Raw genomic sequence first — 14,740 nt, forward strand, 5'->3', positions numbered from 1 at the left:
ATGGTAGTTGGGGGTCTCCCCCTGTGAGAGTAGGACGTCGCTGGGCACAAAGAAAAAGTCGTTACCGAGTTTATCGGTAGCGACTTTTTTGTTATGGAATATGATTGGAATTATAAGAGTGACAGACTATATATACAAATGGGCTTTAACTGTAATTTATGGATAAATTGCAGCCACTTTTGGGCTATTTTAATAGATTTAAGGGCTATCTGGGTTGTTGTATGGGCTATCATACTATCAAGGAATATCATTCTTTCTCTAGTAGATAGTGTTCGAGAAGAAGAAGGACTCTGTCGCCACTTTTTTACATATTTTCTAAATCCAAATAAGTGATCTAAGGGACAATTACTATCTATCTAGTCTTTTTTCAAAAGTATTTAATAATGACTCCAACTGGTTTTATCCTTATAGAGACTTCAACTAATCTCAACATCTAGTGATATGCGTTGTCTGATAGGATGCAATCATTGCCGCAGGATACGACGAACTAGATTGCCTTCCCTGTGAGAGGAGGCGCCCTTAGACTGTGTTCCGCCACCTAAAACGGAATATTAGTAGGGTAATTCATTCAATTGAATCAATTAATATAACTTTAAAACAATATAACTTAAACCTAATTTTGAAACCTTGCTTAAAGCAAGAAAAGTCGGAATAAATATATTATTTGTGGTTTCTTGACACTTGCATGCAGCGCTGATAACCTTGTAATAATATTCATTTAAGAGGAGGAATTCAGCGAAATGTGGGAATCTAAATTTCAAAAAGAAGGCTTAACATTTGATGATGTTTTATTAGTTCCAGCTCAATCGGAAGTACTGCCAAAGGATATCAACTTATCGGTGCAACTAACTTCTAAAATAAAACTAAATATTCCAGTGATTAGTGCTGGTATGGATACTGTGACTGAAGCTAAGATGGCAATAGCTATGGCACGCCAAGGTGGTCTTGGTATTATCCATAAGAATATGAGCATTGAAGAACAAGCGGAACAAGTTCAAACTGTTAAACGTTCTGAAAACGGCGTAATTACCGATCCTTTCTTTTTAACTCCAGAACATCAAGTATATGATGCTGAGCACTTAATGGGGAAATATAGAATTTCCGGTGTCCCAATTGTAAATAACGAGGAAGATTTACTATTAGTCGGCATTATCACAAACCGTGATCTACGCTTTATTCAAGATTACTCTTTAAAAATTGATGATGTAATGACAAAGGAACAATTGATAACAGCTTCCGTTGGAACAACACTTGAAGATGCTGAGAAAATTCTTCAACAATACAAAATTGAAAAGTTACCGATCGTTGATGAAAATGGAATGCTAAAAGGTTTAATAACGATTAAAGATATTGAAAAAGTAATTGAATTCCCGAATGCTGCGAAAGATCATCATGGACGTTTATTAGTTGGTGCGGCAGTAGGTGTTACCAAAGATACAATGTTAAGAGTACAAAAACTTGTTGAAGCACAAGTAGATGTCATTGTTATTGATACGGCACATGGTCATTCCCAAGGTGTGATGGATGTAGTAAAAGAAATTCGTAACGAATATCCAGAATTAGATATAGTTGCAGGTAATGTTGCTACTGGTGAAGCAACAAAGGCTTTGTTCGAAGCAGGTGCCGATGTTGTCAAAGTTGGAATTGGACCTGGCTCTATTTGTACAACTCGTGTTGTAGCAGGTGTTGGGGTTCCTCAAATTACAGCAATATACGATTGTGCTTCAGAAGCTCGCAAGGCTGGCAAAACAATCATTGCTGATGGCGGTATAAAGTATTCAGGTGATATTGTAAAAGCATTAGCCGCTGGTGGACATGTAGTTATGTTAGGTAGCCTACTTGCTGGTACGACTGAAAGTCCTGGTGAGACAGAAATTTTCCAAGGTAGACGTTTTAAAACTTACCGTGGAATGGGATCTATTGCAGCTATGGAAAAAGGTTCAAAAGACCGTTATTTCCAAGAAGACGCAAAAAAATTAGTTCCAGAGGGTATTGAAGGTCGTCTTCCTTATAAAGGCCCACTTTCAGATACTATTCACCAATTACTAGGTGGAGTTCGTGCTGGAATGGGTTATTGTGGAACGGGAACGCTTGAAGACTTACGAGAAAATGCACAATTTATTCGTATGACTGGTGCAGGATTACGTGAGAGTCATCCACATGATGTACAGATCACAAAAGAAGCTCCAAACTACTCCCTATCTTAAGTAATTTAGTAATATAGAAACTTTAGCACTCATTCGTCGTCTTTAACTAGGTCGAATGGGTGCTTTTTTGTCTACAAGTGTCCCTACTGTCCTAAAGTGTGATAAAATGGGCATTGATAAAATAAAAAGTGGAGGTACGAAAGTGAAGAAAGTTTGGATGACATCTATGATAAAGTGGTTAGTACTTCCGATGTTTCTTGTGTCAGTAGTTAGTGCTATGCCTGCTGCTACAAAAGCAGAGGAAAGTTTGAATTTAAATGTAGATGCAGCAATTTTAATCGATGCAGACACAGGGAAAATTCTATACGAAAAGAATTCAGAAGCATCATTAGGTATAGCAAGTATGACGAAAATGATGACCGAATACTTGTTATTTGAAGCAATAGAAGAAGGAAAAGTGAAATGGGATCAACAATATAATGTTAATGAATATACATACAAAATCTCTCAAGATCGTCGTTTAAGTAATGTTCCACTTCGTGAGGATGGAAGCTATTCGATTAAAGAGCTTTATGAAGCGATGGCTATATATTCAGCAAATGCTGCGACAATAGCAATTGCTGAAACAATTGCAGGAACTGAAGATAATTTTGTGAAGCTGATGAACGAAAAAGCAGCTGAAATGGGACTAGAAGGATATAAATTTGTCAATTCAACAGGTTTAAACAATGGAGATCTGCAAGGAATGCATCCGGCAAGCACTAATGCTGCGGACGAAAATATTATGCCAGCTAAGTCCGTAGCAATTCTTGCTTATAATTTAATGAAAGATTACCCTGAAGTTTTAGAAACAACGAAAATTCCTAAGAAAACATTCCGTGAAGGAACTTCTGATGCAATTGAGATGAGTAACTGGAATTGGATGTTGCCAGGTTTAGTATATGAATACGAAGGCGTAGATGGGTTAAAAACTGGTACAACAGAATTTGCTGGCCATTCCTTTACCGCAACAGCTGAAAAGAATGGAATGCGTGTTATTTCAGTCGTAATGAAAGCAGTTGGTGCTGATGGAAAAGGTTCGTATAAAGCTCGCTTTGATGCGACAAGAGCCTTATTAGATTTCGGGTTCTCCCAATTTTCTAAAGAAGAGATTGTTCCAGCAGGATATAAAATTCCAGAACATGAGACTTTAAAAGTGGAAAAAGGGAAAGAGGATACAGTTGCAATAGCTGTGAAAGATCCTATTTCTATGGTTATTAAGACAAATGAAAAAGAATTGTACAAGCCTGTATTTACACCAACTAAAAAAACGCTTGAAGCAGAAGTAAAGAAAGATACAGTTGTAGGTAAAGTTCACTTGGAGAAATCAGAAGGAACTGATTATGGTTATATTACTGATCAAGCAGCAGAAACTGAAGTAGTAACTACCGAAGCTGTTGAACGTGCTAGCTGGATTAGTTTAATGTTCCAGGGTATTGGCAAGTTTTTTGGAAACCTATGGAATAGCACAACAGACTTTATAGGTGGATTATTTTAAAAAAGCAAAAGCACTGTAGCTCTTTAGAGTTACGGTGCTTTTGCTATTTCCAGGGCATGCATTAATTGATGAATGGAAGAAGAAACCTCTCCTAGTTGTAGTCCTCCAAATCCTAACACAAGTTTTGGAAACGAGTCATCTTCTAGTTCTGACGAAACATATTCCTGAAGGCCATATATCCGAATGTCCGATTGCTTCGCAAGATTCACTAGTTCTTGTTCTGTTTTAGTTGTATGAATCGTTAACAAAAGATGCATTCCTGCTTGTTCTCCTGAGATTGTGACAGAAGGTTCATATTGCATAATAGTTTTTGTAATAATTTCTAGTTTTCGTTTATATATTTTCCTCATTTTATTTAAATGTTTTGCGAAGTGTCCATCCTCCATAAAATTTGCTAATATATGCTGATCCATTCGTGGGACGGTAGCAGAATAATAGGAAAACCTTTGTTTATATTGTAGGATTAGTGATTTTGGTAAGACTGCATAGGCCATTCGTAAAGAGGGCATTAGTGACTTTGAAAATGTACTTAAATAGATAACTCGTTCATTTTGATCGATTCCTTGGAGAGAAGGTATAGGCTTTCCTGTGTATCTGAACTCGCTATCGTAATCATCCTCAATAATGTATCGATTATCCTGCTGGTATGCCCACGACAGTAACTGGCTCCGTCTAGTTGCGGACAGAACTGCTCCTGTCGGAAATTGATGAGAGGGAGTTACATACATCACATTTGCGTAAGAATGTTCTAGTTTAGAGACTATGACTCCATCGTCATCTACAGGAATAGGTACTGACTTCCTACTATCTTTAAAAAACAAATGATGCGTGAGAGGATATCCAGGGTTTTCAAATGCATACACTGCTTTTTCTCCAAGTAAGTGAATGATGAGTGGCATAATTTGTTCAGTACCGGAGCCTAAAATTATTTGTTCAGGTGTACTTTTTACACCTCTAGATTGGAATAAATAAGAAGAGATCTGCTGTCTCAGCACATAATCTCCTTGAGGATGTCCCAGCTGTAGTAAATCTTTGTTTTCATCATTTACAATGTCCTTTGCATATTTTCTCCAAGTTGCAAAGGGAAAAAAATCTGTATCAATTTTCCCGGGAGAAAAATCAATAGAAAAGGAAGGTATTTCAATTGCTTCCTGCATTATCGAAGGAATTTCCTGTTCAATGATAGCCAATTCTTCTAAATTTTGAACAAAATAGCCACGCCTAGGCTCAGATGAAATAAACCCCTCAGCAACTAATTGACTATAGGCAAATTCAATTGTCGTTTGACTGACAGCTAAATAATCTGCTAGTTTTCTTTTTGAGGGAAGTTTAATACCCTCTTTAATTGTTCCATTTATAATTGCTTCTTTTATAGCGCGATATAGTTGTTCATAAAGTGGAGTTTTTGATTCTGGTATAAGCTGAAACATTAAGAAATCCATCATTTCCTCCATTCTGACCACTATCATTAGTTTGCTTCTGGAGATTTTCACGTGGTCATATTTTATTATACTAAAGTTATAAAGATAATGGAGGGAAAATAATTCTGACAACTAATTTAACTGGAACAGATCGAGTAAAAAGAGGAATGGGTGAAATGCAAAAGGGTGGAGTTGTTATGGAGGTTATTTAGCCCTCCAAGATGCCATTAAAGGAGTTGCAGTGGATATCCCTGGGGTATTTGTCCGAGCTCCGCATATCGTAAGAGTAGGGAACAACGTTGAAATACTGGTTACATATAAAGATAGAATCGTGATGGCGAGACAAGGTCATTTGCTAGGATGCTCTTTTCATCCCGAGTTAACTGAAGATTACCGGATTACGTCGTATTTTATAGAGATGGTGAAGGAAAGTCTTGCAAATAAGGTTCACCTATAGTAAAGTATGAGTAATTTCATGAACCAAAAAACGATGATAGGAAGCAGTAACAAGCATGTTTTTTCTAGAGAGTCAGCGGTTGGTGCGAGCTGATATAAACACTTGTGAATCCGTCCTTTGAGTTGTGCGGCTGAATGATTAGTAAGTCGTGCCGGTTGAAAAGCCGTTACAGAACAAGTAAGTGGATTCCGTCTATGACTGGATCAATCAGGGTGGCAACGCGGGTATGCTCTCGTCCCTTTTTTCATGGGACGGGGGCTTTTTTGTCGTTTTTTAAGCCCTGCATAGGAAATATGTCAGGGCAAATTTGATAAAATAAGGAGGAATTATAAATGTTAGATGTTAAATTTGTACGAGATAATTATGAAACAGTAAAAGCAAAACTTGCTAAGCGTGGGGAAGATATTTCTGAGTTTGATCAATTCCAACCTTTAGATCAACAGCGTCGTGAATTGATTGCGAAAACGGAAGTTTTGAAAGCCGAAAGAAATGAATTTTCTCAAAAAATCTCTTTGATGAAACGTAATAAAGAAAATGCGGATGACCTTATTGCGCGTATGCGTGAAGTAGGGGATGAAATAAAAACTTTGGACGATGAGTTACGTGAAGTAGAAGAAAAGTTCGACTATATGATGATGCGTATCCCTAATATCCCACATGATAGTGTACCAATTGGTGACTCTGAGGATGATAACGTAGAAGTTCTTAAATGGGGTGAGGTTCCTTCATTTGATTTTGAAACGAAGGCACATTGGGATATTGCGACAGATTTAAAACTAGTGGATTTCGAACGTGCTGCAAAAGTGACAGGAAGTCGTTTTGCATTTTACCGTGGTTTAGGAGCAAGATTAGAACGCGGATTGTTAAATTTCATGATGGATTTACATGCAGAAGAGCACGGCTATGAAGAAATGCTTCCACCATATTTAGCAAATCGTGCAAGCTTGACAGGAACGGGTCAACTTCCAAAATTTGAAGAGGATGCGTTCTTAATTGGAGAAGAAGATTACTTCTTAATACCAACAGCAGAAGTACCTGTAACGAATTTTTATAGAGATGAAATTTTGGATGGGGCAGAGCTACCACAGGCATTCACTGCTTTTAGTGCTTGTTTCCGTTCAGAAGCAGGATCTGCAGGTCGCGATACTCGTGGATTAATACGTCAGCATCAATTTAACAAAGTCGAATTAGTTCGTTTTGTAAAGCCAGAAGATTCTTATGAGCAGTTAGAACTTTTAACTGGTCATGCAGAAAAAGTATTACAACTGTTAGGTCTACCATACCGTAAACTTCATATGTGTACAGCAGATTTAGGCTTTACAGCTGCGAAGAAATACGATTTAGAAGTTTGGTTACCAAGCTATGGTGAATATAAAGAAATTTCTTCTTGCAGTAACTTTGAAGATTTCCAAGCAAGACGTGCAGGAATTCGATTCCGTCGTGAAGTTGGAGGGAAGCCGGAGTACGTGCATACTTTAAACGGCAGTGGATTGGCACTTGGACGTACGGTGGCAGCTATTTTAGAAAATTACCAACAAGCAGATGGAACAGTAGTAGTTCCAGAAGTTCTTGTTCCTTATATGGGTGGAAAAACAGTTATTAAATAATTTAAAAGAACCAGATTCGCTATAAAAAGCGTTTCTGGTTCTTTTTTTTATAAAATCTTTGGCATATGGAAAACTTTCTACAAGTGAATCCCATTCTAGACTTGAGCGCCTAGTCTGCCTGAGTCGATTCAGCCTAACGAATAAAGCCAATTAGTGTCTTTATGGCTATTCTTCCAGCGCTTTTGGGGGCTGAGATAGTCGCTTGCGCTTTTGTTCTTTCCTAAGATTACGAAAAAACTGCGTAAGCATATTACCACATTCTTCCGCTAAAACCCCTTCTTTCACTTCACAGCAGTGATTAAATCGATCATCATTTAATAATCGGTAAAGTGAATCGACACAACCTGCTTTGGCGTCTCTTGCTCCGTATACTACTCGAGGAATACGAGATTGTAAAATAGCTCCTGCACACATTGGACAAGGCTCTAGAGTAACATAGAGTGTGGTATCCTCTAGTCGCCAATTATTTAATGTATTACATGCCTCTTGTATTGCGAGTAGCTCTGCATGTGTAGTTGCGTTTTTGGTAGTTTCTCTTAAGTTGTAGCCTTTTGCTATTACTTGACCATTATGTACGATTACTGCACCTATTGGAACTTCACCAATGGCACCTGCTTTTTTTGCTTCTTCTATGGCTAAATTCATAAAATATTCATCCATAATCATCGACTCCTTTTGCATAGTGTAGCATGTTTTTTTGGCAACTTGCATACTCTATGATGAAGGAGTGATGCATTGATCCATATAGTTAAACAGGGAGATAGTTTATATGCAATCGCCAAACGGTTCGGAACAACAGTAGAAAGTATAGTCACTATAAACGAAATTCCAGACCCTGATGTATTAGTAATTGGGCAGGCACTTGTACTGCCATCAACCCCAAGTCCGAACAGACCGACCATTGAAACAAATTTATATGTGGAATGGTATACAGAAATACCCTCGGAACGTGTGCAAGAACAAGTTGAAAAGGTGGCGAAAAACTTAACGTATATGATGCCGTTTTCGTATGAAGTACTGCGAGATGGATCGTTAACGGAGATGAATTGGGGTACATTAAGTGAAATTGCGAAAGAGCATCAGGTAGAAACAGTTATTGTAATAGCTAATATTGAAAACTATGCTTTTAATAGTTCCTTAGCTCATACTATTTTTACGGATGAAACAGTAAAGATGAACTTGTTTAAGCAGTCGGTGGCAGAGGCAGAAAAAAGAGGAACTAAACATATTCATATAGATTTTGAGTATATGGATGCTGAGGACAGAGAAAACTACGTAAACTTTATAAAAGAATTCAAAGAATTTGCAAAAGGATATATTATATCCGTAACACTTCCTCCTATAACAAGTGCCGATCAACCAGGAAAATGGTATGAAGCTTTCGATTATAAGGCGTTAGGGGAAGTGGCAGACTTTGTTGTCATTATGACTTATGAGTGGGGATATAGTGGGGGACCACCGATGGCAGTTTCACCAATAGGACCTGTTCGTAGAGTATTGGAATATGCAAAAACAGAAATACTTCCAAGTAAAATTATGATGGGACAGAATTTGTATGGGTATGATTGGACTTTACCATATAAAGTAGGAAATCCAAATGCTAAAGCATTAAGCCCACAGCAGGCAATTCAAGTAGCAAAGGATCGTAATGCGGCAATTGAATACGATACAAATGCGCAGGCACCTTTCTTTCACTATTGGCAGGACGGTATTGAACATGAGGTATGGTTTGAAGATGCACGATCCATTCAAGCTAAGTTCAAACTCTTGAAAGAACTACAGCTACGAGGAATTGCATATTGGCACAGCGGTTTCGATTTCCCTCAAAATTGGTACTTACTTCACGATATGTTCCAAGTGAAGAAAATATAGAGCAAATTAGCCTTTCTTTGGAAAGGTGGATTTGCTCTATTTTTCATTTTCAGCGTGTGTTAAAATAGATGGTACGACTTTAAATCTTAGAGTGAGGTTAAACTTATGTCCATTCCATTTATAACTGTAGAAGGACCAATAGGGGTTGGAAAGACTTCCTTAGCCAAAGCTATTGCTACCAAATACCAATTTGAATTATTAAAAGAGATTGTGGATGAAAATCCTTTTTTAAATAAGTTTTACGAGGATATTGCTGAGTGGAGCTTTCAGACAGAGATGTTTTTTCTATGTAATCGATACAAACAACTAAGTGATATAGAGAAAAAATATTTATCGAAAGAAAATCCAGTTGTTGCAGATTATCATATTTTCAAAAATTTAATTTTCGCAAAACGTACGTTGAGTGAAGTAGAATATGAAAAGTATGAAGCAATCTATCAAATTTTAACGAAAGATATGCCTGTTCCTAACATGGTCATATATCTTGATGCAAGTATAGATGTACTTGTTGGGCGAATTGATATGCGTGGAAGGGATTTCGAAAAAAAGATTAGCTCTGACTATTTGCAACAGCTTTCAGCCGATTATCGCCTGTTTATAGATAACTTCGAGAAAAAGCATCCTGAAGTACCCGTTCTTCGATTTAATGGAGATGAGATAGATTTTGTTCAAAATGGACAAGACCTACAAGTAATTTTAGAAAAAGTAGATGCAACATTACATAAAAGGAGTTATTAAACAATGAGTTTAAGAGAGAAGTATGGCATACCTTCTAATGCGGTTATTACAATTGCAGGAACTGTTGGAGTAGGTAAATCAACAATGACTAAAGCATTAGCAGAAGCGTTACATTTTAAAACGTCTTTTGAAAAAGTGGATACAAACCCTTATTTAGATCGTTTCTATGAAGATTTTAATAAATGGAGCTTCCATTTACAAATTTACTTTTTAGCGGAGCGTTTTAAAGAGCAAAAAAGAATGTTTGAGTATGGTGGTGGATTTATTCAAGACCGGTCTATTTACGAGGATACTGGAATATTTGCACAAATGCATAAAGAAAAAGGTACGATGGATCCAGTAGATCATGAAACGTATACGAGTTTATTTGAAGCAATGGTAATGACACCATATTTCCCACATCCGAACTTACTGATTTATTTGGAAGGATCCATGGATGACATTATTGATCGAATTCATGATAGAGGTCGTCCAATGGAGCAGCAAACACCTATCTCTTATTGGGAAGAAATGCATGGGCGCTATGAGAAATGGATTGATGCATTTAATGGTTGTCCAGTACTTCGTTTAAATATTAATGATTATGACATTTTAGAAAATCCAGACGATGTGGAAGCAATCTTAGAACGAATTGGGCATTTTATGGAAAAAACAGCTATAATTCGCAAATAAACAAATCCTCCTGTGCTTAGCAGGAGGATTTGTTTTTTTTACATAAAAAAAGAAGATAGCATAATTCGCCACCTTCCCAATATTCTGAACACGCCATTGTAAGAAAAATTCGTTACATTTGTAACGAATTCAATCTCAAATTTATGCGTGTGTGTATTTAAAATGGAGGAGGAAGAGGGATTCGAACCCCCGCGCGGTATGACCCGCCTGTCGGTTTTCAAGACCGATCCCTTCAGCCAGACTTGGGTATTCCTCCGAAGTACAAGAATTAATTTATCATGGATAAAAAATAAAGTCAACATATATTACCGGCAACTTTCAAAAAAATATCTATTCGTTTTCATTGATTTTTGTCTATAAAAAAAGTATACTTGTAAATGCCGTGCTAGGTGGGAAGGTAGCGGTGTCTTGTAACTCGCAATCCGCTCTAGCGAGACTGAACTCCTTCTCTGAGGTTGAATACATGTAGGGTCTGGTATTTGCACGTGATGTTGACGTTTGGGTCCTGCGCAATGGGTACCCATGAACCATGTCAGGTCCGGAAGGAAGCAGCATTAAGTGGTGTTTTCTCATGTGCCGCGGGGTAGCCTAAACCGAGTTAACGACAAAGGTGCCGCTTATGTGTTTCAATCGAAGGAAGGTGCACGGCTTTAATATTAAACTTCAACTCATTTGTCTAATTGACAAATGGGTTTTTTATTTTTAAAAAAGATTTACTATACATAAATAAGCGAAGTCTAGTTGGCTTTATGATATAATAGAAATCATGAATAACTAGAAATGAGAAGGAGGGAAATTATTGTCGTATCAAGCTTTTTACCGTGCTTATCGGCCACAATCGTTTGCGGAAATGTCCGGTCAAACTCATATTAAGCAAACCCTTCAAAATGCCCTCCTTTATAACAAAACAACACATGCGTATTTATTTTCAGGACCACGTGGAACCGGTAAAACAAGTGCAGCCAAAATATTTGCGAAGGCTTTGAACTGTGAAAATGGTCCTGCAAAAGAACCTTGCAATACTTGTGAAACGTGTAAAAGTATAACAGAAGGTTCGAATACAGATGTGATTGAATTTGACGCAGCCTCTAACTCTCGAGTGGAAGAAATGCGTGATATTATTGAAAAAGTTCGGTTTGCACCTTCTAATGCTAAATACAAAGTGTATATTATCGATGAAGTGCATATGCTTTCTACGAGTGCATTTAACGCGTTACTTAAAACATTGGAAGAGCCACCTGCACATGCCGTGTTCATATTGGCAACAACTGAACCGCACAAAATTCCATTAACTATTATCTCTAGATGTCAGCGTTTTGATTTTAAACGAATTACATCTAGTGATATCGTAATGCGAATGGTTGAGGTATTAACGGATGCTAAAATTGAATACGATGAAAATGTACTAAAAATTATTGCACAAGCTGCTGCTGGTGGTATGCGTGATGCGCTCAGTATGCTGGACCAAGTTGTATCGTTTAGCGCAGAAAAAATGACGATAGAAGATGCATTACTTGTAACTGGTTCTATTGGACAGGATGTCTTTTTCCAATTGGCAGATGCATTGATAGACAAGGATATAGCAAAGGCACTAGCCTCCGTAGAAAAGTTAATAGAAGATGGCAAGGATCCAGTACGTTTAACAGAGGATTTTATAACTTTCTATAGAGATTTACTTGTTTTGCTTGTTGCTCCAGAACAAACGGATTTACTAGAAATAGCAACAGGAGACTCTAAGTTTTTAGAGCTTGCTTCAAAGTTTCAAGTAGATACCTTGTATAAGGGTATTTCCATTTTGACGAATACACAGCAAGAAATGCGTTTCTCTAATCATGCGAAAGTGTATTTGGAAACAGCAATAATTCGGCTAGCACATGTGCCCGTAGAAGGAAGTTTATCAAGTGAGAGCAACTCCGAATTAGAAACAAAGGTAAGGGTACTTGAAACTCAGTTACAGCAGTTGCAACAGCAGTTAAGTCAAGGAATGATTCCACAGGCAAACAGTGGAACACAAGAGCAGCCGAAGCGGCAAAGGCAAAAGTCGGGTGGCGTAAAAGTTTCAAGTGGGCGAATAGCAGAAATTTTGAAAACAGCAACGAAAACGGATATTCAAACGATTAAATCTCAGTGGGCGAATATTTTACAGCAATTACAGAAGTCACATGCGGCATTACTAAATGATGCAGAGCCAGTAGCGGCATCTTCTAATGCATTTGTGTTAAAATTCAAGTATGATATTCATTGCCAAATGGCTATGGAGAACAAAACATTTTCCACTTCGTTTCCTCAATTAATCTCAAACCTGACAGGGACGATGTATGAAGTTTTATATGTACCAGAGGAAAATTGGTTGAAAATCCGAGAAGATTTTATAAGACAAAACGGTTTGAAACAAAGCACTCAGGAAGGTGAGGAAGAAAGTTCTTCTGACCCAACTGAAACGATGCAACTATTACAAACGATGGAACAAGTGTCAGAGGATCCACTTGTAGTGGAAGCCGAGAAATTATTTGGAAAAGAATTTGTTGTAGTACAAGATGACTAAGGAGGAAAATAATTATGCGTGGAATGGGAAATATGCAAGGTATGATGAAACAAATGCAAAAAATGCAAAAGAAGATGGCAGAGGCTCAAGAAGAGTTAGCTACTCAACGATTTGAAGCAGTTGCTGGTGGAGGTATGGTGAAAGTTGTAGTTTCTGGACAAAAAGAAGTGCTAGAAGTAGAACTAGATCCAGCAGTAGTAGATCCAGATGATATTGAAATGCTTCAAGATTTGATTGTAATTGCTACTAACGAAGCAATGCAAAAAGCAGAAGAAACAGCGAACTCCACAATGGGTCAATTCACGAAAGGATTGAACCTTCCTGGTATGTTCTAGGAGGAATAATTGATGCATTATCCTGAACCGATATCAAAACTAATTGATAGTTTTATGAAATTGCCAGGAATAGGGCCGAAAACAGCGGCCCGTCTGGCTTTTTTTGTCTTAACCATGAAAGAAGATACTGTTTTAGATTTTGCAAAAGCTTTAGTAGACGCTAAGCGAAACTTAAGTTTTTGTTCTGTATGCGGGCATATAACCGATATTGATCCTTGCCATATATGTCAGGATCAACAAAGAGATGCATCCTTAATTTGTGTTGTTCAAGACACAAAGGATGTAATTGCGTTGGAAAAAATGAGAGATTACAATGGACGTTACCACGTACTTCATGGTGCAATTTCTCCAATGGATGGAATTGGTCCAGAAGATATCAATGTACCCTCACTTTTGAAAAGGCTACAAGATACAGAAATAGAAGAACTAATACTAGCTACTAATCCAACAATAGAAGGAGAAGCAACGGCGATGTATATTTCACGCCTTGTCAAACCGTCTGGTATTAAAACGACAAGAATTGCTCATGGATTACCTGTAGGCGGAGATTTAGAGTATGCAGATGAAGTTACACTATCTAAAGCTCTAGAAGGTCGAAGAGAGTTGTAGGGGGATGGGTTAGTGTGATGTTTTCTAAAAAAGGAAAACTAAGAAAAGAATTTGATGAACAATTTGTAACACTCATGAAAGAAACAAAAGAAGAGTGGCAACAAGCTCAGTTAATAGAAGATTATTTAAATGACTACGATTTAGATGCAGTCGCAAAAAGGAAGATGGCTGAAAGTATCCACTTCTATTTATATAAAGAAGCAAGAATTCGAAATATCGTTCTCAAATAGAATAATTAATGTACTAGCTACATATAATGATAGATATGATTTTATGGAGGGTGTAACTCATGAAGTTTGTAATCATTATATGTTCGCTAGTGCTGTTATCTTTATTATTATTCCGCAATTCATTTCCAAAGTTTTTTGAAGGTATATCTATTTTGTTATTTCGTTTAGGTTTTTCTGTTCTCTTGTTGTACGGAGTACATTTATTGTTGGGTTCAGTAGGGTATGCAATACCAGTGAATTTGTTCACGGGAGCTGTTGCAGCAGTGCTAGGAATACCCGGAGTAATCTCCGTAATAGCGATTTCTATATTGATTTAAAAAAAGTTTTTAAAAAGTGTTGACTTTGTAAAGTAAAGAGAGTAATATTGTAGAAGTCGCCAAGAGGTAAAACATTCTTGAGACAACATGAACATTGAAAACTGAACATGCAAAACGTTAAGACATACAGCTTGAAAGATTAACTTAGTTAGTCTGACAGCAAAACAATTTGGACATCATTTAATGATGATGCCAGCAAAACAAAATGAGCTTTTTAAGTTCTCTATTATGGAGAGTTTGATCCTGGCTCAGG

13 protein-coding genes, 1 tRNA gene, 1 other RNA gene, 1 pseudogene and 1 other annotated feature are annotated in these 14,740 nt (G+C 37.3%); of the genes and pseudogenes, 13 read left to right on the forward strand and 3 right to left on the reverse strand.

Annotated features, from left to right (window positions below):
- Positions 1–740: 740 nt before the first annotated feature.
- Together guaB and ACIQX2_RS19210 are read left to right on the forward strand one after the other, a co-directional pair.
- On the forward strand, positions 741–2,207 hold the full coding sequence (gene guaB, locus ACIQX2_RS19205; protein WP_402854271.1) for an IMP dehydrogenase: 1,467 nt from the start codon (positions 741–743) through the stop codon (positions 2,205–2,207).
- Positions 2,208–2,349: 142 nt separating this feature from the next.
- Entirely contained in the window at positions 2,350–3,684 is a 1,335-nt protein-coding gene (locus tag ACIQX2_RS19210; protein WP_402854273.1) for a serine hydrolase, read from the forward strand.
- A 29-nt stretch (positions 3,685–3,713) separates the two neighbouring features.
- Here ACIQX2_RS19210 and pdxR read toward each other — a convergent pair whose 3' ends face one another.
- Positions 3,714–5,126, reverse strand: a complete 1,413-nt coding sequence (gene pdxR / locus ACIQX2_RS19215; RefSeq protein ID WP_402854276.1) for a MocR-like pyridoxine biosynthesis transcription factor PdxR — start codon at positions 5,124–5,126, stop codon at positions 3,714–3,716.
- Between the two features lie 202 nt (positions 5,127–5,328).
- On the opposite strand from pdxR, the pseudogene ACIQX2_RS19220 reads away from it, so the two are divergent.
- Positions 5,329–5,562: pseudogene (locus ACIQX2_RS19220) on the forward strand (type 1 glutamine amidotransferase family protein); the annotation flags it as partial.
- A 24-nt stretch (positions 5,563–5,586) separates the two neighbouring features.
- Positions 5,587–5,805, forward strand: a binding site (T-box leader).
- A gap of 89 nt (positions 5,806–5,894) precedes the next feature.
- Positions 5,895–7,169, forward strand: coding sequence for a serine--tRNA ligase (gene serS / locus ACIQX2_RS19225; RefSeq protein WP_402854278.1), 1,275 nt, complete (start codon positions 5,895–5,897; stop codon positions 7,167–7,169).
- Positions 7,170–7,334: 165 nt separating this feature from the next.
- On the opposite strand, the gene tadA is transcribed toward serS, so the two are convergent.
- Positions 7,335–7,829, reverse strand: a complete 495-nt coding sequence (gene tadA, locus ACIQX2_RS19230) for a tRNA adenosine(34) deaminase TadA (RefSeq protein ID WP_402854280.1) — start codon at positions 7,827–7,829, stop codon at positions 7,335–7,337.
- Between the two features lie 75 nt (positions 7,830–7,904).
- On the opposite strand from tadA, the gene ACIQX2_RS19235 reads away from it, so the two are divergent.
- The 3 genes from ACIQX2_RS19235 to ACIQX2_RS19245 all read left to right on the forward strand — a co-directional run bounded on the left by ACIQX2_RS19235 (position 7,905) and on the right by ACIQX2_RS19245 (position 10,451).
- Positions 7,905–9,041, forward strand: a complete 1,137-nt coding sequence (locus tag ACIQX2_RS19235; RefSeq protein ID WP_402854283.1) for a glycoside hydrolase family 18 protein — start codon at positions 7,905–7,907, stop codon at positions 9,039–9,041.
- Between the two features lie 105 nt (positions 9,042–9,146).
- Complete coding sequence (locus tag ACIQX2_RS19240; RefSeq protein ID WP_402854286.1) at positions 9,147–9,779, forward strand: deoxynucleoside kinase; 633 nt, start codon at positions 9,147–9,149, stop codon at positions 9,777–9,779.
- A gap of 3 nt (positions 9,780–9,782) precedes the next feature.
- Entirely contained in the window at positions 9,783–10,451 is a 669-nt protein-coding gene (locus ACIQX2_RS19245; protein ID WP_093063201.1) for a deoxynucleoside kinase, read from the forward strand.
- A 163-nt stretch (positions 10,452–10,614) separates the two neighbouring features.
- On the opposite strand, the gene ACIQX2_RS19250 is transcribed toward ACIQX2_RS19245, so the two are convergent.
- Positions 10,615–10,707 (reverse strand) — tRNA-Ser (locus ACIQX2_RS19250).
- 124 nt (positions 10,708–10,831) lie between these two features.
- On the opposite strand from ACIQX2_RS19250, the gene ffs reads away from it, so the two are divergent.
- The 6 genes from ffs (at position 10,832) to ACIQX2_RS19280 (ending at position 14,487) form a co-directional block, all read left to right on the forward strand.
- Positions 10,832–11,099, forward strand: an RNA gene (ffs, locus tag ACIQX2_RS19255) — signal recognition particle sRNA large type.
- Between the two features lie 151 nt (positions 11,100–11,250).
- Positions 11,251–12,996, forward strand: a complete 1,746-nt coding sequence (gene dnaX, locus ACIQX2_RS19260) for a DNA polymerase III subunit gamma/tau (RefSeq protein WP_402854289.1) — start codon at positions 11,251–11,253, stop codon at positions 12,994–12,996.
- 14 nt (positions 12,997–13,010) lie between these two features.
- Positions 13,011–13,331: a YbaB/EbfC family nucleoid-associated protein gene (locus ACIQX2_RS19265; RefSeq protein WP_093063199.1), complete on the forward strand. Its 321-nt coding sequence runs from the start codon at positions 13,011–13,013 to the stop codon at positions 13,329–13,331.
- Between the two features lie 12 nt (positions 13,332–13,343).
- Positions 13,344–13,940 carry a recombination mediator RecR gene (recR, locus tag ACIQX2_RS19270; RefSeq protein WP_090571068.1) on the forward strand — a complete coding sequence of 199 codons (597 nt, stop codon included), beginning with the start codon at positions 13,344–13,346 and terminating at the stop codon, positions 13,938–13,940.
- Between the two features lie 17 nt (positions 13,941–13,957).
- On the forward strand, positions 13,958–14,170 hold the full coding sequence (locus ACIQX2_RS19275) for a YaaL family protein (protein ID WP_402854297.1): 213 nt from the start codon (positions 13,958–13,960) through the stop codon (positions 14,168–14,170).
- A 59-nt stretch (positions 14,171–14,229) separates the two neighbouring features.
- A complete protein-coding gene (locus tag ACIQX2_RS19280; protein WP_402854294.1) occupies positions 14,230–14,487 on the forward strand; it encodes a pro-sigmaK processing inhibitor BofA family protein in 258 nt (85 codons plus the stop codon).
- Positions 14,488–14,740 lie beyond the last annotated feature (253 nt).

Source organism: Psychrobacillus sp. NPDC096623 (genome assembly GCF_044762655.1).
Classification (GTDB): Bacteria; Bacillota; Bacilli; order Bacillales_A; family Planococcaceae; genus Psychrobacillus.